Origin of the sequence: Bradyrhizobium shewense, assembly GCF_900094605.1 — a bacterium.
GTDB classification, from domain to species: domain Bacteria; phylum Pseudomonadota; class Alphaproteobacteria; order Rhizobiales; family Xanthobacteraceae; genus Bradyrhizobium; species Bradyrhizobium shewense.
Window position 1 is genome coordinate 802,413 of sequence record NZ_FMAI01000001.1, and the last position, 20,730, is coordinate 823,142.

The 20,730-nt window shown below is 64.6% G+C and carries 16 protein-coding genes; 8 read left to right on the plus strand and 8 right to left on the minus strand.

Annotated features, from left to right (window positions below; all coding sequences use genetic code 11):
- Positions 1–237: 237 nt before the first annotated feature.
- Both GA0061098_RS03455 and GA0061098_RS03460 read right to left on the minus strand, forming a co-directional pair.
- Positions 238–924, minus strand: coding sequence for a DUF2848 domain-containing protein (locus tag GA0061098_RS03455; protein WP_091953444.1), 687 nt, complete (start codon positions 922–924; stop codon positions 238–240).
- Entirely contained in the window at positions 917–2,266 is a 1,350-nt protein-coding gene (locus tag GA0061098_RS03460; RefSeq protein ID WP_091953447.1) for an amidase, read from the minus strand. Before GA0061098_RS03460 ends, GA0061098_RS03455 begins: the two co-directional genes overlap by 8 nt.
- A 193-nt stretch (positions 2,267–2,459) precedes the next feature.
- On the opposite strand from GA0061098_RS03460, the gene GA0061098_RS03465 reads away from it, so the two are divergent.
- The 4 genes from GA0061098_RS03465 (at position 2,460) to GA0061098_RS03480 (ending at position 6,287) form a co-directional block, all read left to right on the plus strand.
- Positions 2,460–2,873 (plus strand): Zn-ribbon domain-containing OB-fold protein, encoded by a 414-nt coding sequence (locus tag GA0061098_RS03465; protein WP_038957112.1) that lies wholly within the window; start codon positions 2,460–2,462, stop codon positions 2,871–2,873.
- A gap of 3 nt (positions 2,874–2,876) precedes the next feature.
- Positions 2,877–4,016 (plus strand): thiolase C-terminal domain-containing protein, encoded by a 1,140-nt coding sequence (locus GA0061098_RS03470; protein WP_091953450.1) that lies wholly within the window; start codon positions 2,877–2,879, stop codon positions 4,014–4,016.
- Between the two features lie 127 nt (positions 4,017–4,143).
- Positions 4,144–5,058: an SDR family oxidoreductase gene (locus tag GA0061098_RS03475; RefSeq protein ID WP_091953453.1), complete on the plus strand. Its 915-nt coding sequence runs from the start codon at positions 4,144–4,146 to the stop codon at positions 5,056–5,058.
- Positions 5,059–5,174: 116 nt separating this feature from the next.
- Positions 5,175–6,287, plus strand: a complete 1,113-nt coding sequence (locus GA0061098_RS03480) for an SMP-30/gluconolactonase/LRE family protein (protein ID WP_091953456.1) — start codon at positions 5,175–5,177, stop codon at positions 6,285–6,287.
- A 119-nt stretch (positions 6,288–6,406) separates the two neighbouring features.
- On the opposite strand, the gene ppc is transcribed toward GA0061098_RS03480, so the two are convergent.
- Positions 6,407–9,199, minus strand: coding sequence for a phosphoenolpyruvate carboxylase (gene ppc / locus GA0061098_RS03485; protein ID WP_091953459.1), 2,793 nt, complete (start codon positions 9,197–9,199; stop codon positions 6,407–6,409).
- 1,322 nt (positions 9,200–10,521) lie between these two features.
- Between ppc and GA0061098_RS03490 the strand changes: the two genes are divergently transcribed.
- Positions 10,522–11,439: an NADP-dependent oxidoreductase gene (locus tag GA0061098_RS03490; protein WP_091953462.1), complete on the plus strand. Its 918-nt coding sequence runs from the start codon at positions 10,522–10,524 to the stop codon at positions 11,437–11,439.
- Between the two features lie 79 nt (positions 11,440–11,518).
- On the opposite strand, the gene GA0061098_RS03495 is transcribed toward GA0061098_RS03490, so the two are convergent.
- From GA0061098_RS03495 to GA0061098_RS03510, 4 genes are all read right to left on the minus strand, one after another.
- Positions 11,519–11,923, minus strand: coding sequence for a YccF domain-containing protein (locus GA0061098_RS03495; RefSeq protein WP_091953465.1), 405 nt, complete (start codon positions 11,921–11,923; stop codon positions 11,519–11,521).
- 169 nt (positions 11,924–12,092) lie between these two features.
- Positions 12,093–12,887 (minus strand): enoyl-CoA hydratase/isomerase family protein, encoded by a 795-nt coding sequence (locus GA0061098_RS03500; protein WP_165637119.1) that lies wholly within the window; start codon positions 12,885–12,887, stop codon positions 12,093–12,095.
- Between the two features lie 133 nt (positions 12,888–13,020).
- A complete protein-coding gene (locus GA0061098_RS03505; protein ID WP_091953468.1) occupies positions 13,021–14,565 on the minus strand; it encodes an acyl-CoA synthetase in 1,545 nt (514 codons plus the stop codon).
- Positions 14,566–14,700: 135 nt separating this feature from the next.
- Complete coding sequence (locus GA0061098_RS03510; protein ID WP_091953471.1) at positions 14,701–15,510, minus strand: crotonase/enoyl-CoA hydratase family protein; 810 nt, start codon at positions 15,508–15,510, stop codon at positions 14,701–14,703.
- A 116-nt stretch (positions 15,511–15,626) separates the two neighbouring features.
- Here GA0061098_RS03510 and GA0061098_RS03515 point away from each other — a divergent pair, with 116 nt between their 5' ends.
- The gene (locus GA0061098_RS03515; protein WP_091953474.1) at positions 15,627–16,499 is read left to right on the plus strand and encodes an SDR family oxidoreductase; all 873 of its coding nucleotides are present in this window, start codon (positions 15,627–15,629) and stop codon (positions 16,497–16,499) included.
- A gap of 230 nt (positions 16,500–16,729) precedes the next feature.
- Entirely contained in the window at positions 16,730–18,307 is a 1,578-nt protein-coding gene (locus tag GA0061098_RS03520) for a fatty acid--CoA ligase (RefSeq protein ID WP_091953476.1), read from the plus strand.
- 120 nt (positions 18,308–18,427) lie between these two features.
- On the opposite strand, the gene GA0061098_RS03525 is transcribed toward GA0061098_RS03520, so the two are convergent.
- Positions 18,428–19,702, minus strand: coding sequence for an acyl-CoA dehydrogenase family protein (locus GA0061098_RS03525; RefSeq protein WP_091953479.1), 1,275 nt, complete (start codon positions 19,700–19,702; stop codon positions 18,428–18,430).
- Between the two features lie 225 nt (positions 19,703–19,927).
- Here GA0061098_RS03525 and GA0061098_RS03530 point away from each other — a divergent pair, with 225 nt between their 5' ends.
- Entirely contained in the window at positions 19,928–20,689 is a 762-nt protein-coding gene (locus GA0061098_RS03530) for an enoyl-CoA hydratase-related protein (protein WP_091953483.1), read from the plus strand.
- Positions 20,690–20,730 lie beyond the last annotated feature (41 nt).

Here is a 20,730-nt window from a genome sequence, read left to right on the forward strand (position 1 = left end):
GCTTCGTCGCAGGAACTCCTCGCAATTGTGCGAGTGAAGAGCGACAGCGGAAGTCAAGCAGACCAGTTTCGTAGGGTGGGCAAAGGCGCTCTTGCGCCGTGCCCACGTCTTCGCAAGACGTGGGCACGGTTTCGCCGTCGCTCTTCGAGCTATGGCGGACAAGTCGCTTTGCCCACCCTACGGGACCCGTCGCTTATGGACCGACTATCCTCCACCCCCCACTGGGTGTGGAGCGAGTTAACCCCTCACCGGCAACGTCACCACATCGTAAGCGTGCTTGATCGTCCGCTTCAGCACGGGGTCTTCCAGCTCGAACTCGAACCGGTCGGCGGGGCGGATGCCGCCCTTGGCTGCGAACGTGCCACCGAACATGACGCAGCCGTCGGGGAATTTTCCTCCTTCGAAGCCGCGCGCGATCAGATCGTTCACCGGCAGCATCGCGTCCAGCGTGCCCTCCTGGTAGAGCACGCGCTCGCCCTTGATGGTGGCGTAGGAGCGCAGGATCATCCTGTCCCAGTGGCCGATGACGTCCTCGAGCTCCCACAGCGTCGCGGCGATCGGCTTGTCGCACATCTGCTTGGACACGGTGACGTTGTAGGCCTCGACCTTGCGGTCGGTGTGGTCGGAGCCGCAGCCGACGAAGATGCGGCCCTGCCAGCCGATCAGCACGAACTCGACCTCGCCGGAGGAGTCCCCGCCGGTGCATTCGATGCTGTCCTCCTGGGTCAGCCGCCGCGCCGAGGCACGGTAGTAGATCGGCGTCGAGGCCGGCGGGGCGATGCCCATCTCCTGCAGCTCGGCTATGTGCTTGTCGCGCGCGACGGGGTCGCGGCCGGTCCATCCGGCGATGACCATCTGGTCGATCGCGAGCGTCAGCGGCGTGGTGGTGTCCTGGGCATCGACAGTGAAAGTCAGGTCAAACACGAATGACGGCCTCCATGCCGGCAGCAAGTTCAAAGATACGATGGTCGGAGCCGCCCGCGCCCGCCAGCATCAGGCCGACGGGAACGTCGCCCTGGCGATGTGCGGGCAGCGAGATGGCGCAGCCGTCGATCATGTTGATCAGGGTGCAGTTGCGCAGTGCGCGGATGTTCTCGCGCGTGAATGCCTTGTCATCGGCAAGGTCGGCGATCTTCGGCGGCGTGTTGGGCGTGGTCGGCAGCACCAGCGCATCATAGGGCGCAATGCGCGCGTTGACGCGGGCGATCAGCGAGCGGCGCTCGTTGAGGAGATCGATGTAATCGGCCGCGCTCTGCGCTTCGCCGCGCATGATCCGTACGGAGACGCGGGGGTCATAGACATCGCCCTTGGAGGTGATGAGATAGCGGTGCCAGGCGTAGCTCTCGGATGCGGCAAAGCCGCCCTTGGCGTTCATCGGACCGATGTCGTGGAATTCGGCCATCTCGATGCGCTCGATGATGGCGCCATGATCGGAAAGCGTCCTCAGGGCGCGTTCGAACGTGCCGGCCACCTCAGCGTCGAGGTCGTCGAGCGCGATCGTGGTCGGCACCGCCAACCGCATGCCCTGGATCGGACGCGGCTTCAGCGGGGCGATCGGCTCGTTCGCGAGCACGGCGTCCAGTATGGCACAGCAACTGACTGATCGTGCCAGCGGCCCGATGCTGTCGAGCGAGAACGAGAGCGGCACGGAGCCATCGAGCGGGACGCGCCGCTGCGTCGGCTTGTAGCCGACGATGCCGTTATAGGCCGCCGGAATCCGGCAGGAGCCGCCGGTGTCGGTGCCGAGCGCGCCGTGTGCCATGCCATCGAGCACGGATACCGCCGCGCCCGAGGACGAGCCGCCGGGCACATGGCCCACGGCCCGGTTCCAGCCGCCCTTCGGCGTGCCGTAATGCGGATTGATGCCGATGCCGGAATAGGCGAACTCGGTCATGTTGGTGCGCCCGATCACGACGAAGCCGGCCCTGCGCAGCCGCGCCACCGTCGCCGCATCCTGCTCGGCCGGCGGCGAATCGTCGAGCGCGCGCGAGCCGGCGCGCGTCACCTGCCCCTTGATGTCGAACAGATCCTTGATCGAGATCGGGATGCCGGCATAGCGCGATGGCGCCGCCTTGGCCTTGCGCAAGCCGTCCATCGCGTCAGCCGCAGCGAGCGCGGCGTCCTTGTCGACACGGAGGAAGGTGCGCTGGCCCTCCCCGGCGGGATCGGCGATCCTGGCGATGCAGGCCTCGACCAGCTTGCGGGCGGTCGTGCGGCCGCTTTCGAGGTCTTCGGCGAGCTTCGCCAGCGTCGGAAATTCGGGCATGTCTGTCTCACGGAATATTGTCGCGCGCAATCTATAGCGCTGCCTCAGTTCGACACAAGCATTGTGCGCATGATGGCATGCATGCGTATTGCTGGACCGTTGACGCACCATGGTCGATTGTCGCATCAAGATCGAAACGGGCGGGCGTGAAGCCTGCCCTATCAAGATTTGCTTTCTGGGAGGGCGTTCCGACATGGCCGAACCGCAGCGCGCGCGACCGAAACCGACGCCGGAGACCCAGCATTTCTGGGACGGCACGAAGGCCGGCGAATTGCGCCTGCAGCGCTGCGACGCCTGCGCGCATGTCTACTTCCCGCCGCGCCCGTTCTGCCCGTCCTGCGCCTCGCGCAAGGTCAGCATCTTCAAGGCGAGCGGCAAGGGCTTCCTCTACAGCTACGTGATCAATCACCGTCCCGCCGCGCCCGGCTTCACGCCGCCTTACGCGATCGCCGTGGTCGAGCTCGCCGAGGGACCGCGAATGATGAGCAACATCATCGACTGTCCGCAAACGCCCGAGGCGCTCGAGCTCGACATGAAGCTCGAGGTCGCCTTCCAGGCGCTCGACGACAAGATCACCCTTCCCGTGTTTCGTCCGGCGAAGGGATAAGCCATGCGCAAAAACCAGGTTGCCGTCGTCGGCGCGGCCGAGACCACCGAGCTTGGCGTCATTCCGAACGCCTCGCAGCTCCAGCTGCACGCGGATGCCGCGCTCAATGCCATCGCCGATGCCGGACTGAAGCTCTCCGACATCGACGGCTTTGCCACCGCGGTCGAGACGCCGCAGCAGGTCTGCCACTATCTCGGCATCAAGCCGACCTGGGTGGATGGCACCTCGGTCGGCGGCTGCTCGTTCATGCTGCACGTTCGTCATGCCGCGGCGGCGATCGAGGCCGGGCTGTGCAAGACGGTGCTGATCACCCATGCCGAAAGCGGCAAGTCGATGATCGGCAAGGCGCCGCGCTCGATCCCCGCCGACAGCTTGCAGGGCCAGTTCGAGGCGCCCTACGGCGTCTACGGTCCGCCCAGCATGTTTCCGATCCCCGTGCTGCGCTTCATGAAGACCTACGGCATCACGCACGAGCAGCTCGCCTCCGTGGCGGTGGTGCAGCGGGAATGGGCCGCGAAGAATCCGCGCGCGATGATGAAGGACCCCATCACGGTCGCCGACGTCCTCAATTCGCGCATGATCGCCTATCCGTTTCGCCTGTTGCAGTGCTGCCTCGTCACCGACGGCGGCGGCGCGCTGATCATGACCTCGGCCGATCGCGCCAAGGATTTTCCGCGCAAGCCCGTCTACATCATGGGCACCGGCGAGAGCGTGGAGACGCCGATGGTCAGCCAGATGGAGACCTTCAACTCCTCGCGCGCGTTCAAGACCGCAGGCTCCCTCGCGTTCAAGGAGGCCGGCATCGCCCACAAGGACGTCGATCACCTCATGATCTACGATGCGTTCGCGCATCTGCCGCTGTTCGGTCTCGGCGATCTCGGCTTCATGCCGCATGAGGAGACGGGTAAGTTTATCGCGGACGGCAATACGCGTCCCGGCGGCAAGCTGCCGCTCAACACCAATGGCGGCGGCCTCTCGTACATGCACTCCGGGATGTACGGCATGTACGCGCTGCAGGAGAGCGTGCGCCAGATGCGCGGCATCGCGCCGGCGCAGGTCCCGAACGCGAAGATTTCGGTGTGCCATGGCGTCGGCGGCATGTTCGCGGCGAGTGGCACGATCGTGTTTACGAACGAGAGGTAGCGCACCGTCATTCCGGGGCGCGCGCAGCGCGAACTATGGTGCGCAATTGCGCACCTGAGAATCTCGAGATTCCGGGTCTGGTGCTTCGCACCATCCCGGAATGACGGGCACAACAGGAGGCACCCACATGAGCAAATCACTGCAAGACAAGGTCATCATCGTCACCGGCGCAGGCCGCGGCATCGGGCGCGAGATCGCGCTGCTCTGTGCTGCCGAAGGCGCCAAGGTCGTGGTCAACGATCCCGGTGGAGCCTCGGACGGCGCCGGTTCGAACGCGGCGCCTGCCGAGGAGGTGGTCGAGGAGATCAAGAAGCGTGGCGGCACCGCGGTCGCCAATTTCGAGTCGGTGGCCGAAGCCATCCCCGCCAGCAAGATCGTGAAGACCGCGACCGATCATTTCGGCCGGCTCGACGGTGTCGTCAACAATGCCGGCATCCTGCGCGACATGATCTTCCACAAGATGAGCGTGGAAGCGTTCGAGGCCGTCATCAAGGTGCATCTGATGGGCTCGTTCTATGTCAGCCACGCCGCCGCGCGGATCTTCCGCGAGCAGGAGTCGGGCTCCTTCGTGCACTTCACCTCGACCTCGGGCCTGATTGGCAATTTCGGCCAGGCCAATTACGCCGCCGCCAAGCTCGGCATCGTCGGCCTGTCCAAGTCCATCGCGCTCGACATGGGCCGCTTCAACGTCCGCTCCAACTGCGTCTCGCCGTTCGCCTGGACGCGCATGATCGGCACCATCCCGACCGAGACTGAGGCCGAGAAGGCGCGGGTCGAGAAGATCAAGCAGATGGGACCGGAGAAGATCGCCCCGCTCTGCGGCTATCTGATCTCCGATGCCGCCAAGGACGTCACCGGCCAGATCTTCGGCGTGCGCATGAACGAGATCTTCCTGTTCAGCCAGAACCGTCCGATCCGCTCGGTGCAGCGGAGCGAGGGCTGGACGCCGCAGTCGATCGCGGAACACGGCATGCCGGCGCTGAAGGGCTCGTTCTACAAGCTCGACCGTTCCGCCGACATCTTCACCTGGGATCCCGTCTAGCCGCATTTCCAGCATCCCTGCCCTGCGATCTCCGGTTGTCTTGGCCAGAGATCGCTCCGTTTTACGCCCGAATGCAGGCGAATGGTGTCCTCCCAACGAAACCTTGGGAGGAAACCATGACAAGAACACTGACCAAGTCCGACGATACCTCTGTAACGGGCGGCCTCGGCCGCCGCACCTTGCTCCAAGGCGCGGCGGCACTCGCCGCCTCCGCCATCCTCGCCTCGCGAGCCGACGCCCGCGACTTCGGCGCCAATGCCGAGCCGCAGCGCTACCCCGACCCCGACATCATCGCCATCGACCCCAAGCGCTTCAAGGCTAAGGTCGGCAACACCGCGATCAAGCGGCTCTACACCGGCTGCCTGTGGGCGGAAGGGCCGGCGTGGAATTCGCAGGGACAATATCTCGTCTGGAGCGACATCCCCGCCAACCGGCAGCTGCGTTATCTCGACGATGACGGCCATATCTCCGAGCAGTTCCACAAGCCGTCGAACGAGGCCAACGGCAATTCGTTCGACACCGAGGGCCGCCAGCTCAGTGCCGAGCGCACCCGCCTCGTCCGCTACGAGCACGACGGCTCGGTGACGGCGCTGGCCGAGCAGGCCGGTGGCAAGCCGCTCAACGGCCCGAACGATATGGTCGTGCATCCCAACGACAAGGCGATCTGGTTCACCGATCCCGGCTACGGCGCGATCAGCATCTACGAGGGTAAGCTCGCCAATACCGGCTCGCTGCAGCCGCACCAGAAGGAAGCCGTCTATCGCCTGGACACCCAGACCGGACAGGTTGCGAAGGTCGCGGACGAGCCGTTCAAGCCGAACGGCATCGCCTTCAGCCACGACTACAAGAAGCTCTATGTCTGCGACACCGGCATCACGCATTACCCTGAGGCCAAGAACGTGGTGTGGTCCTACGACATCGACGGCGCGAAACTGTCGAACCCGAAGAAGCTGATCGACATGACGCTCGACGGCAAGTCGGGCTTCCCCGACGGATTGCGCGTCGACACTGAGGGCAACATCTGGGTCGGCGCCGGCTGGGTCGGTCCCGGCTATGACGGCGTGCAGGTGTTCGCGCCGACCGACGGCGCGCGGATCGGCCAGATCCTCCTGCCCGAGACCTGCGCCAATGTCTGCTTCGGCGGCAAGAAGCGCAACCGCCTGTTCATGACCGCAAGCCAGTCGCTCTATGCGGTCTATGTGGAGACGCAAGGCGCGCATTTCTGTTGAGTGCCCCGCTCTCTCCTCGTCATGCCCGGGCTTGACCCGGGCATCCACGTCTGTCCGCGATTGCTGAAGCGCGTGGATGGCCGGGTCAAGCCCGGCCATGACGACCGAGGGTGTAGCCCCTACCCCGTATTCCTCAGCCCCGCCGAAATCCCGTTGATCGTCAATTGAATCCCGCGCAGCACCTGCTCGTCGGGGTTCTGCGCGCGGTGCTCCTTCAACAGCTCGACCTGCACGTGGTTGAGCGGATCGAGATAGGGGAAGCGGTGGCGCACCGAGCGCTCCAGCAGTGGATTGCCCTGCAGCAGCCGGTCCTGCCCCATGATGTCCAAAAGCGTCTCGATGCAGGAATGCCATTCGCGGCGGATGCGCCCAAAAATCTTCTCGCGCAACGCTTCGTCCGGCACCAGCTCGGCATAGCGCGAGGCGATCGCGATCGAGCTTTTGGCGAGCACCATGTCCATGTTCGAGAGCAGCATGCGGAAGAACGGCCATTCCCTGTAGAGCTCTTTCAGGAACGGCATGCCCTTGTCGGGATGCTCCGCGATCCACTGTTCGACCGCGCTGCCAAAACCGTACCAGCCCGGCAGCATCAGGCGGCACTGCGCCCAGGAGAACACCCACGGGATCGCGCGCAGATCCTCGATCGCACGGGTTTTCTTGCGCGAGGCCGGACGGCTGCCGATATTCAGCGTCGCGATCTCGTTGATGACGGTCGAGGCCCAGAAATAATCGACGAAGCCGTCGGTCTCGTAGACGAGGCCGCGATAGGCTTTGAAGGCGAGGTTCGACAATTCGTCCATCGCGGTCAGATATTCGCGGCGCGGCGCGCTCTGGCGCGGATTAAGCAGGCTCGCCTCCAGCGTTGCGGCGGCGAGGATCTCCAGATTGTTGCGGCCGACTTCGGCGTTGGAATATTTCGACGAGATGATCTCGCCCTGCTCGGTGATGCGGATCTGGCCGTTCACGGCGCCGCCGGGCTGCGCGATGATGGCGTCATAGCTCGGACCACCGCCGCGGCCGACCGAGCCGCCGCGGCCGTGGAACAGGCGCAGCCGCACGTGATGCCGCTCGAACACTTCGACGAGACCGATCTCGGCCTTGTAGAGCTCCCAGCCCGAGGTGACGAAGCCGCCGTCCTTGTTGCTGTCGGAATAGCCGAGCATGACCTCCTGCACGCTGCCGCGGCTGTCGACGAGGCGGCGGTAATCGTGCAGCGACAGCATGCGGTCCATGATGCCGCTGGAGGCCTGCAGATCCTCGATGGTCTCGAACAACGGCACGATGTTGATGGCGCTGCGGCCGGAGGGATGGACGAGGCCGACCTCTTTCAAGAGCACCGCGACCTCGAGCATGTCGGACATGCCCTTGCACATCGAGATGATGCATTGGGGAATGGCGTCCGAGCCGAACATCGCATGCGCTTCCGCGGCGGCATGGAAGACGTTGAGCTCGCCCATGGTCTCGTCGCTGTACTTGACGAAGGGCGAGACCAGCGCGCGCGTCGAGCGCAACTCGTTGGTGAGCAGCGAGATGCGCGCCTCCTCGCCGAGCGCGAGATAGGACATGCCGGGATTGGCGGCATCCATCAGCTCGGCGATGGTGCGTTCGTGCACCGCCGAGTTCTGACGGATGTCGAGCCGGGCGAGATGGAAGCCGAAGCAATCCACCGCGCGCCGGAGCAGCCGCAGCCGGCCGCGGGCGATGACGCGGGCATTGTTGGAGATCAGCGAACGGTGCAGCACATCGAGATCGGCCTGCAGCTCCTTCACGCTCGCATATGGCGCGCCCTTGCCGACCGGCCGGCGCGTGATCTCGACCGCGAGCTTTTCGGCCGTCGCGGTCAGACGCGCATAGATGCCGGAGACCGCCAGACGATAAGGCTCGCCGCTCCGGTGCGGCGAGGTATCCGGCGAGCGTTCCGCCAAGTTGCGCAGCTCTTCCGAGACGTCGGCGAGATGCGCCGCGATCGACAATTCCGAGCCGAGCACGTGCAGCTCGTTCAGATAGAACTGCATCACCCGGCTCGACTGCAGTCGCAGCGTGCCGCGCATCACGTCGGCGGTGACGAAGGGATTGCCGTCGCGGTCGCCGCCGATCCAGCTGCCCATGCGCAGGAACGAGGCGAGCTCCGAGGCGGCCTGCTCGCCGCCCTCCTCCAGCCGGTCTTCCAGCGCGTTGACCAGCCGCGGCACCTCGCGCAGGAAGGTGTAATCATAGAACGACAGGCCGTTGGCGACCTCGTCGAGCACGTTGAGCTTGGTCCGGCGGAGCAGATTGGTCTGCCACAGCGTCAGCACCTCGCGGCGAAGCTGCTCGTCACTGGCATCGGCCTCCTCCGCAGTCAGCGCGACGCGCTCGCGGCGGTCGAGCAGGCCGGCGACCTCCATCTCGCGATCCATGGTACTCTTGCGGCGGACTTCGGTCGGGTGCGCGGTCAGGACCGGGCTGACCAGCGCGGACTTGAAGAAGCTGCGCAAGGCGTCGGCACCGATGCCCGCCGCCTTGGCATGGGCCAGCGTCTCGGCCAGCACGCCGGTGCTCTTGCCTGCGCTGCGGGCGCGCATCTGGCGGATGTTGTTCTGGTCCTCGGCGATGTTGGCGAGGTGGGAGAAATAGCTGAAGGCGCGGACGATCCGCACGGTTTCCGACGTCGACATACCGTCGAGGATCTGCTCGAGCTCGCGGCGGGCGAGCCGGTCCTCGTCGCGGTGGAACCGGATCGAGGTCTGGCGGATGCGCTCGACCAGGTCGAACAATTCGGCGCCCTCTTGGTCCCGCACGGTGTCGCCGAGGATACGCCCGAGCAGGCGGATATCGTCCCGCAGGCGGGCTTCCGCTTCCGTCACCTGAACGTCCTCGGGACGGTTGGGGCGATGCTCAGTGGCGTCGGATGGTATGGTCTGGAGGGACATGGCTCGCTCCTCTTCAAGAGCTCCCTACGGCTCCTCAGTCTGGTGGAGTGTGCGATATTTTTCTACCGCAGTGCAAGACGAAGTTGGGGGCGGTGCAAACTGCCGGCCACGCTCGTGTCCCGGACGCGCTGCAACGCCCTTAGCGTTGCTGCGCAGAGCTGGGACCCAGAAAGCCACGACTTCCGTTGCCTTAGGTCTGGGCCCCGGCTCTGCAGCGCACCGCTGAACCGGACGATGCTTCGCATCGCCGGGAGAGCGCTGCGCTGCGTCCGGGGCACGAGAGCTCTCCCATTTATCTCTATAGACACGCCTTCGCCTTCCCGCGGCGTATTCCGCCCGAGCTTTGCTGTCCGTTTCGCCCTCATCGAAGAGAAAGGGCGCAGGGAAGGCCGGGCGCCGGCTGGCACCCAGGGTCCGCACGCGGAAGACGCACGCGGGGTGACCACAGGTGACGCCGGGACATCCCGGCCTTCCCTGCGCAATGGTTTTACGGCTTATGGCGCGCTCTCCCCGGGGAGCGATGCACTATTGCCCCCGTCGCCTTGCAGATCACCGATGCGCGCACCCGGTCGGGCCGCTCCATCACCGCAAGCCTTGACGCACAGACCCCGGGCGTCAGGACCACACGCTTTTGCCGTCCGCGGACGTCCCTCCCCGGACAGTGAAAGCTCGCGCGTGCTCGCTTCCAACGCCGTAAAGAAACGCTGTGACCGCGCCGTGTCGTGCCGCGGATCGCGATGGCTCACAGGGGTCGCCCGCCCTGCCATCCCGTCACGCGCCGGCGCTGCCGCGTCCATCGCATCCCGGCCTACGTATCGTGACGATCGCGAAACGTCCCTTTGACGGGCCGGAATGTCTTGCGGTTTACCCGAAAGAGCGAATTCGGTCAATCAGAATATTTTGCGACCCTGTCCCTTGACCTGCATGGGGCGTGTTTTGCCCGTCGGCACCGCGAGGGATTGGGGGCGAAGGCGGCTGAGCTGCGCGTAGAATGGGTAGAGCCCTTGCGAAACCCATCATGCCTCGTCAACGGTCGGGTTGATGGGTTTCGCTCGCGCTCTACCATCCTGCGAGCTCAATCTGTTCGCCGTCTCAATGGCTCTTGGTACAGCCGAATTTTGCAATCTTGGTACTGGTTTCATGACCGGGCGTAACGCATCTAACTGCTAGCACCACGACCGAAGCGATCCCGATCGGCTCAGTGGGAGCCCGGTCAATGCAGATCGCGGACACTTGCACTGTCTGGCAGTTTGTGGATAGCCGTCGCGCTCACGCTGACTGCAATCGTTGCATCAAGAGACAATGACTGAGGAGATGATCCAATGAAGGCGATCGTTGTAACGGAACAGGCCGCGGGAACGGCGGGGATGAAGCTGGTGGACCGGCCCGAGCCGCAGGCTGCGATAAACGACGTCGTGGTTCAGGTTCACGCGTCGGGATTTGTCCCGACTGAGCTGACGTGGCCTTCGACCTGGACTGATCGCCTCGATCGCAACCGAACACCATCGATCCCTGGACACGAGCTGGCCGGAATGGTCACTGCTCTTGGCTATGGAACGACAGGGCTGGTGTTAGGACAGCGGGTGTTCGGCCTGGCGGACTGGTATCGCGACGGCACGCTGGCCGAGTACGTGGCGATCGAGGCGCGCAATCTTGCGCCGCTGCCGGGCGACGTCGACTTCACAGTGGGGGCGAGCCTGCCGATCTCGGGGCTGACCGCATGGCAAGGGCTGTTCCAGCATGGCCGTCTCAAATCGGGGCAGAGCATCCTCGCACACGGCGCGGCCGGCGCGGTCGGATCGATGGTGACGCAACTCGCACGAGAGGCCGGCGCCTACGTCATCGGCACCGGACGCGCCGCCGACCGTCAAACGGTGCTCGACCTGGGCGCAAACGAGTTCGTCGACCTCGACAAAGCCTCGCTGCAAGACGTCGGCAAAGTCGATCTGGTGTTCGATGTCATCGGCGGTGACATACAGAAGCGGTCGGTAGAACGCATTCGAGCCGGAGGAACACTGGTGACCATCGTCGGGCCGGCCGAGGCGCGGCCCTCCGATGGATTGGCGGTCGACTTCGTCGTCGAGTCGGATCGCGCCCAACTCAGTGAGATCGTCCAGCGGGTGCGGGATGGACGACTGCGGACGAACATCGGCAAGGTCTCGACCTTCGACGATGCGGTCGCCGCCTTAAATCCGACCGGGCGACGCAAGGGAAATACGATCATTCGCATTCGTCCCTGAGGGAGCATGCTCATTGATGTCCGCAGCGCGAAGGATGAGGTGCACTTGCGAAACCCATCCTACGAGCCACGAGTTAGCCTCACGCCGGCACGATCACCTTGCCGATCGGCCAGAGCGCGATGCCTGCGAGCTTGAGATGGGCCCAGGCGAAGGGAATGCCGATGATCGTGATCGCGAGCGCCAGTGCGGTCAATAAGTGGCCGAGCGCCAGCCACCAGCCGGCGAGCACGAACCAGATGATGTTGCCGATCACCCCGAGTGGGCCGGTGCCGATGTCCTCAATACCGGTGACGTCGTAGCGGTTGACCGCACGCGAGCCGAACGGCAGCAGCGTGTAGACGGCTATGTTGAACGCCGCCCGCGCCCAGGGCAGGCCGAAGATGGTGACGGCCATGATGACCGCGGCGATCACCCAGCCGAACGCCATCCAGGCGCCGCCGAAGAGGATCCAGAGCAGGTTGAGCAGGATGGAAACGGGAGCCATGGGATGATCCGCAGGTGGATGGTCCCGTCCATATAGGCACGAAATCTGTCTCTGCTAAGACGGTAAGGTAGCCCGGATGGAGCGCCGCGCAATCCGGGATTCTGTCACAAGCACCGTCCCGGATTACGCTTGCGCTCCATCCAGGCTACGAACCGGCGGCTACGGGCGGCTACCGCCCCTCGAATTTCGGCTCGCGCTTTTCCATGAAGGCCTTCATGCCCTCGGCCATGTCCTGGGTTTTGAATAACGGCAGGAGCTGGAGATAGACGTGGTGGACATGGTCGTGGAAATTCTCGTTGAGACCCATCCGCATCATGCGCTTGGAGGCCTGCACCGCCAGCGGCGCGTTGGCGGCGATCTCGCGGGCGACCGCCGTGGCGCGGTTCATCAGCTCGGCATCCGGCACGACCTCGTTGGCGAGGCCCCATTCCAGGCACTCGCGCGCGCCGAGCGTGCGGCCGGTGAAGATCAGCTCGGAGGCCTTGGCCCAGCCGAGCATGCGCGGCAGCAGCCAGGTGCCGCCGGATTCCGGCACCACGCCGCGCTTGACGAAGGCGGCGGCGAGCTTTGCGGTTTCCGCCATGATGCGGATGTCGCAGCCGAGCGCGGTGTCCATGCCGTAGCCGGCGGCACCGCCGTTGACGGCGCAGATGGTCGGCTTGTCCATTGCCTGCAACACCGTCGGCGGCGTGTTGCGCAGATTAATCGTGGTCGGCGAGGACGCGGCGCTGAGGCCGTTGCCGTCGCGCTCCTTGCGCAAGTCGAGGCCCGCGCAGAACGCCCTGCCCTTGCCGGTGAGGATCACGACGCGGACGTCCTTGTCCTCGTTGGCTTCGGTCAGGAGCCGCGCCAGATCGTTGAGCATCGGGCCGGAGATCGTGTTCATCCGCTCCGGCGCGTTCAGCGTGATGGTCGCGATGTGATCGGCGACTGTGTAGAGGACTTCGTTCGCGGCGTCGCTCATGACAAATGTTTCCTTGTCCCTGATCTCGTAGGGTGGGCAAAGGCGCGTTTGCGCCGTACCCACGATCTGTCTCCGTAAGCGAATTTCGTGGGCACGCTTCGCTTTGCCCACCCTACAGGTCCTCGTCGAATTGTCAGATCTTCCGCCCCGCCTGCTCCCAATAGGGATCGCGCAGGCGGCGCTTGAAGATTTTGCCGGAGTCCTCGCGCGGCAGGCCGGTGCGGATCTCGATGTGCTTGGGCACTTTGTAGTCTGCCAGATGCGCCTTCAGCGCGGCGCGAACACCTGCGGCCTCGAGCATGACGCCTGCTTGCGGCTCCACCACCGCCATCAGCGCCTCGCCGAACTCGGCATCGGGGATGCCGAACACGGCGCAATCGTGCACGCCTGATACGGCGTGCAGCACGGACTCGATCTCGGCCGGATAGATGTTGACGCCGCCCGATATCACCATGTCGCGTTTGCGGTCGCAGATGAAGACATAACCGTCCGCGTCGATGTAACCGACATCGCCCGAGGTGATGAAGCCGTCGCGGTCGATCTCCGCGCGCTTCTCGGGCTTGTTGTGGTAGGTGAAATCGGCAAGCCCGGCCATACGGGAATAGATCTCGCCGATCTCGCCGACGCCGAGCACGCGGCCGTCCTCACCGAGGAAGCGCAGCTCCGCACCGGGCGAGATTTTGCCGACGGTGCCGGGCTTCTTCAGCGCGTCCTCGGAGGTCGCGAACGTCACCGCGCTGGATTCAGTCGATCCGTAGAATTCGTAGATCACCGGCCCCCACCATTCGATCATGGCGCGCTTGACGTCGGCCGGACAGGGCGCGGCGGCGTGAATGACGTGGCGCAGCGAGGAGACGTCGTACTTCTTGCGCACCGCCTCCGGCAGCTTCATCAAGCGGATGAACATTGTCGGCACCATGAAGATGGTGTCGATCCTGTAGCGTTCGATCACTTCCAGAAATTCTTCGGCTTCGAACCGCGGCATCAGCACCAGGGCGCCGCCGAGCGTTCCGGCGCGGATGCCGAACGAGTTCGGCGCGGAGTGATAGAGCGGCCCCGGCAGGATCGCGCGGGCGCCGGGCTTGAGGCCATAGATCATCGCGCGCATGCGCTCGCCAGCGGCCTGCTGCTCCGGCGTCGGCGCATTGCGCCGCACGCCCTTGGGATGACCTGTGGTGCCCGACGTATAGATCATGTTCATGGGCTGCGGCACGACCGGGCCATCATAGGGCTGGAATTGCGCGAGCCAGGATTCGAAATCGATGGCGAAGTCCGGCGTCTTCAGATGATCGGGATCGATCTTGTAGTTGGACAGGATCTCCGGCGGCGTCGGCACGCTGAGCACGGTGACGCCCTCAGGGATCGCATCGCGCAAGGCGTGCAGCATATCGGCATGTCCGATCAGGACGGCGGTGCCGGTGTCGTTCAGGATGTAGGTGATCTCTTCCGGCTTGAAGTGCCAGTTGATGGGAACGCCATAGGCCCCGAGGCGCATCGCGGCGTAGGCGGCCTCCAGGAAGGCGATGTCGTTGCGCATCAGCATGCAAACGCAATCACCTTGGCGGACGCCGATCTTGGCGAGGCCTGAGGCGATGCGGTCGGCGCGGGCTGCGACCTCAGTGTGGGTGCGGCGGCGCTCGCCGGAGACGATGCCGAGGAAGTGGGACGTTTCGCTCATTGTTGTTTTTCTTTGTTGTTTGACGACGATGTCAGTTTGTCGCCATCACCGGGCTCGTCCCGGTGATCCACGTTCTATTCGTCGCCTCGGCAAGAACGTGGATGGCCGGGACAGGCCCGGCCATGACGGAGAACGTTAGTCAACATACTTTGCCGCGCGCTTCTCCAGATTCGAGCGCACCGCTTCGGTCTGGTTCGCGCTGCCGATCAGCTTCTGCTGCTCCACCGACTCCGCCAACAATGCCGGACCCGGATCGACCGAGAGATTGTTAAGCAGTCGTTTTGCCGCGCGGACCGCATCGGGGCTCTTGCCGGCGATCTCGCGCGCGACTTCGAGCGCCGCGGCGCGCGGGTCGTCGCAGATGCGCGTGGCGAGGCCGTAACTCATCGCCTCCTGCGCGGAGAAGATGCGGCCGGTGTAGGTGAGATCGCGCAAAATGTCGTCGCGCACGAGGCTTGCAAGGATCGGCGTCCCCGCCATGTCAGGCACGAGACCCCATTTGATCTCCATGATCGACATCCGCGCGTCCGCGGAGAGGAAGCGCATGTCGGCGCCGAGCGAGAGCTGGAAGCCGCCGCCGAAGGCGACGCCGTGCACGGCCGCGATCACGGGAACCGGAAGCTGACGCCAACCCCACACCGCCTGCTGCGGAAAATTCGCCTGGCCGTGGGTCCGCTTGGTGAGATCGCGATTTTCGCCACCCGGAATTCCATTGCCGCCCTTCTCCTCCATGGCGGCAAAACGGCCCATGTCGAGACCGGCGCAGAAGGCGCGGCCTTCGCCTGACAGCACGACGACGCGCACGCTCTTGTCCTTCGAAAGCCGGTCGGTCGCGGCGACAAGGGCCTCGAACATCGCCTGATCCAGCGCGTTCATCTTGTCGGCGCGCATCAGGCGCACATCGGCGACGCCTTCCGAGATCGAGATCGAGACGCGCTCTTCCATGGATGAATTCTCCCCTAGTTCTTGCCTGTTCTTGTTCAGTGCCGCTTTACAGGAAGCCGGCGGCCGGATTTAGTCAATCGACCAATTAACTGACAATCCGTACGGGAGAAACAGCCATGTTCAAGGAAAATCTTCTGGCCGGACGGCGCATTCTCGTGACCGGCGGCGGTACTGGGCTCGGCAAGTCGATGGCGGCGCGCTTCCTCCAGCTCGGCGCCGAGTTGCATATCTGCGGCCGGCGCAAGATCGTCTGCGACGAGACCGCGACCGAGCTGATGGCCGAGTATGGCGGCCGCGTCACCAGTCACGGTGTCGACATCCGCAACGCGCTCGCGGTCGAGGAGATGGTGGAGACCATCTTCCGCGACGCGCCGCTGACCGACCTCATCAACAACGCCGCCGGCAATTTCATCTCGCGCAGCGAGGACCTGTCGCCGCGCGGCTTCGATGCCGTCGCCAACATCGTCATGCACGGAACGTTCTACGTGACCCAGGCGATCGGCAAGCGCTGGATCGCGGCCAGGCAACCCGGCAACGTGGTCTCGATCACCACGACCTGGGTGCGCAACGGCTCGCCCTACGTCGTGCCGTCGGCGATGAGCAAGTCGGCGATCCACGCCATGACGATGTCGCTCGCGGCCGAATGGGGCCGATACGGCATCCGCCTCAACACCATCGCGCCCGGCGAAATCCCGACCGAGGGCATGAGCAAGCGCATCAAGCCCGGTGACGAGGCTGGCGCGCGCACCAAGGCGATGAACCCGATGGGCCGCGTCGGCACAATGGAGGAATTGCAAAACGTCGCCGTGTTCCTGATCTCCGGCGGCTGCGACTGGATCAACGGCGAGACCATCGCCATGGACGGCGCGCAGGCGCTGGCTATGGGCGGCAATTTCTACCAGCTCCGCGACTGGAGCGACGACGACTGGAAAACCGCGCGCGAGAGCATCATGGTGCAGAACGAGAAGGACCGGGCGAAGCGGGGGTAGCACACTCTCGTGCCCCGGACGCAGCGCAGCGCGCCGCACTTGCGGCGTGGTGCGCTGCTGAGCCGGGGCCCAGAACGCTTCGGATAAAAGAGAAGAATGGGTCCCGGCTCTGCGCAGCAGCGCTATGCGCTGCAGCGCGTCCGGGACACCAACCGCCGTCTCCCACCTTGTCTTCCCCCGCGGATGACGCCACACTCCCGGGCATAAAAACAAGACGCCACGGGAGAAACATGTTCACACAGCCATTGGCAACTCTCGCCGACATGGTGCGCGAACGCGCCAAAAGTCGCGGCAACGCCATCGCCTACGAGTTCGAGGGCCGCCTCACCAGCTTTGCCGAATTCGACGCGAGGACCAACAAGGTCGCCAACGCGCTGATTGCGATGGGCGTGAAGAAGGGAGACCGCATCGCCTATCTCGGCAAGAACAGCGACCTCTATTTCGAGCTGCTGATGGGCGCGATGAAGGCCGGCGTCGTGACGGCGCCGGTGAACTGGCGGCTCGCGGGGCCCGAGGTCGCCTTCATCGTCGAAGATTGCAAAGCCGCGGTGCTGTTCGTCGGGCCGGAGTTCATCACGCAGGTCCGCCAGATCAGGGATCAGCTGCCGGGCGTGCGCACGGTTATCACCACGGAAGGCGGCGCGCCGGAATGGCAGGATTTTGCGGCCTGGCGCAATGCGCAGAGCGGCGACGATCCCGGGGTGCCGATCAACACGAAAGACATCGCGATCCAGCTCTACACATCGGGCACCACGGGCAAGCCGAAGGGCGCGATGCTGAGCCACGCCAACTTCCTCAACCTCGTGCAATCCGGCAATGCCGAGGACAAGCCGGAGTGGAACCGGTGGTCGACCGACGACGTCTCGCTGGTGGCGATGCCGGTCTTCCACATCGGCGGTTCCGGCTGGGGCGTGATGGGCCTCTATCACGGCGCCCGCGGCGTGATCGCGCGCGAGTTCGATCCGACCAAGGTTCTGGATTTCTTCGAGCTATCAGGCATCACAAAACTGTTCATGGTGCCGGCGGCGATGCAGTTCGTGGTGCGGCAGCCGCGTGCCAGGACGGTGGACTTTTCACGATTGAAATACATGCTCTATGGCGCCTCACCGATACCGGCGGCGCTGCTGAAGGAGTGCATCGAGGTCTTCAAATGCGGCTTCGTGCAGCTGTATGGGATGACCGAAACCACGGGCACCATCGTCGCGCTGCCGCCGGAGGATCACGTCGAGGGGCTGGAGCGGATGCGCTCGGCCGGCAAGGCGCTGCCGGGTATCGAGATCGCAATCCTCGACGTCGACGGCAAGCCGTTGCCGCCACGAGAGGTCGGCGAGATCGCGACGCGCTCGGGCTCCAACATGGCGGGCTACTGGAATTTGCCGGAGGCGACGGCGTCGACGCTGCGCAGCGACGGCTGGCTGCGCACCGGCGATGCCGGCTACATGGACGAGGACGGCTATCTCTACATCCACGACCGCATCAAGGACATGATCATCTCGGGCGGCGAGAACATCTACCCCGCCGAGGTCGAGAGCGCGCTGTGCGATCATCCTGACGTCGCCGAAGCCGCCGTGATCGGCGTGCCCGACGACAAATGGGGCGAGGCGGTGAAAGCGGTTGTGGTGATGAAGCCCGGCAAACAGGCGAGCGCCACCGACATCATCAACTTCACCCGGACGCGGATCGCCGGCTACAAGACGCCGAAGAGCGTGGAGTTCTTGCCGGCGCTGCCGCGGAATCCGAGCGGCAAGATCTTACGGCGGCAATTGCGGGAGCCGTATTGGGCGGGGAAGGACCGGCGGGTGAATTGATCCGCAGTGCCGTAGGGTGGGCAAAGGCGCGAAGCGCCGTGCCCACCATTCTTCAACAGTCGCGAGCGAGGTGGTGGGCACGCTTCCGCTTTGCCCACCCTACGAGAGCGGTGCAGGCCGCTAGTGCTTCCCCGGGCCCATATAGCCGAACAGGAACCCCGCGACCTTCCGCATCTGGATCTCTTCGCTGCCCTCCGTGATACGATAACGGCGGTGGTGGCGGTAGATGTGCTCGAACGGCTTGTGGCGCGAATAGCCCATGCCGCCATGGACCTGCATGGCGCGATCGGCGGATTCGCAGCAGAGGCGGTTTGCCCAGTAATTGCACATCGAGACGCGGTCCGAGAGCGTACGCTCGATCTGCTCCTCGGTGAGCTGATCCATCTCCCAGGCGGTCTTGCGGATCAGAAGGCGCAGCATCTCGGCCTGCGTCGCAAGCTCGACCAGTGGGAACTGGATCGCCTGGTTCTCGGCGAGCGCCCGGCCGAAAGGCTTTCGGTCGCGCGCGTATTTCACACTCTCGTTGATGCAATAGACCGCCGCGCCGAGCGAGCTCGCAGCCTGACGGATGCGGTTCTGATGGACAAAACACTGCGCCAGCGACAGGCCGCGGCCGACCTCGCCGAACAGCGCATCCTCAGGCACGAACACGTCGGTAAAGCTGACGCGGGGGTGGTCGGTCGGCATGTTGAAGGTCCACATGTATTCCTCGACCTTGACGCCATGGCTCTTGGCCGGAACCAGGAAGCAGGTGATGCCGCGGGCATCGCCGTCATTACCGCTGGTACGCGCGAACAGCGCACAATGCGTCGCGACGTGCATGCCTGTGGTCCACATCTTCTCGCCGTTGATGATCCAGCCCTTGACGTTGTCGCGGGTGGCCGGCACCGCGCGCGTCTCCATGTGGGTGGCGTCCGAGCCGTGATGCGGCTCGGTGAGACCGAAGGTGATGCGGTACTTGCCCTTGATCGAGCCGTCGATCATCGCCTTCTGGTCGTCGCGGCCGTAGCGGTCGAGCATGGTGACAACGGGGAAGTTTCCGACGACGGAGTGCTCGTTCTGCAGATCGTTGTGCAGGCCGAGACCCTTCGCGGCAAAGTGCTCGCGGATCACGGCCATCCAGAGGTTGGAGCCATCCTTGCCGCCATACTGCTTCGGCACCGGAAAGCGCAGGTGGCCGGCGGCGTCGGCGAGATCCTTGGCCTTGCGCAGCAACGCTTCCCATTCATGCCGCGGCAGGCCGCCATTCTCGAAATCGGTGCGCGCCCATTCGCGGCGGTGATCGAAGAAGCGGATGTTGTCGTCGGCCTCTTCCAGCGGCTTGATCTCGCGTTCGATGAAACGGTCGAGCTCTCCGAGATAGGCGACGAGATCGGCTGGCAATGAGAAATCCACAGGTTCTCTCCCGGATTGATTTTGTCGTTTTGCGTTAAGGCGCTAGGCGCGTTTTGCTTCGCACGATTAAGCGGAGAAGAGCGCGTGCAAGTCAAGCAAAGCGAGGCGTGTGAGGCACGCAAGGCGCACCAGCGCAATTCGATGGTGCTCCAGCGCCGACGCGCGGTACTATGCCGTCAATATTCCTTCACGAGAAAATGCGGGAGCGCGCGATGGAGCTGAAATTTGGTGGAACGCAAGGGGCCGATCACGATCGTCACGCTGTCGCGTCCCGAGGTCTACAACGCGCTGCACACCGATGCGCATTTCGAGCTGCAGAAGGTGTTCGACGATTTCTCGGCGGATGCCGAGCAGTGGGTCGCGATCGTCACGGGCGCCGGCGACAAGGCGTTCTGCGCCGGCAACGATCTGAAGTGGCAGGCGGCGGGAGGAAAACGCGGTTGGGACAAGGGCGGCTTTGCCGGCCTCACCGCGCGCTTCGACTGCGACAAGCCGATCATCGCGGCGGTGAACGGCGTCGCCATGGGCGGCGGCTTCGAGATCGCGCTCGCCTGCGACCTCATCATTGCCTCGGAGAATGCGACCTTCGCCCTGCCCGAGCCGCGCGTCGGCCTTGCCGCGCTCGCCGGCGGCCTGCACCGGTTGCCGCGGCAGATCGGGCTGAAGCGCGCCATGGGTATGATCCTCACCGCACGCCATGTCAGCGCCAAGGAAGGCCATGAGCTCGGCTTCGTCAACGAGGTGGTGCCGCAGGGCGAGGCGCTGTCGGGCGCGCTGCGCTGGGCGGACATGATCACCAAGAACTCGCCGATGTCGATCCGCGCCTCGAAGCAGGCCATCCAGAAGGGGCTCGGCGTCTCGCTGGAGCAGGCGATCGAGGAGCAACGGGATTATCCGGCGGTGAAGGCGATGGTGGCCTCGCAGGACTACATCGAGGGCCCGAAGGCGTTCTCGGAGAAGCGGCCGCCGAAATGGGTGGGGAAGTAGGCGGTCTTTCCGCCGTCATTGCGAGCGCAGCGAAGCAATCC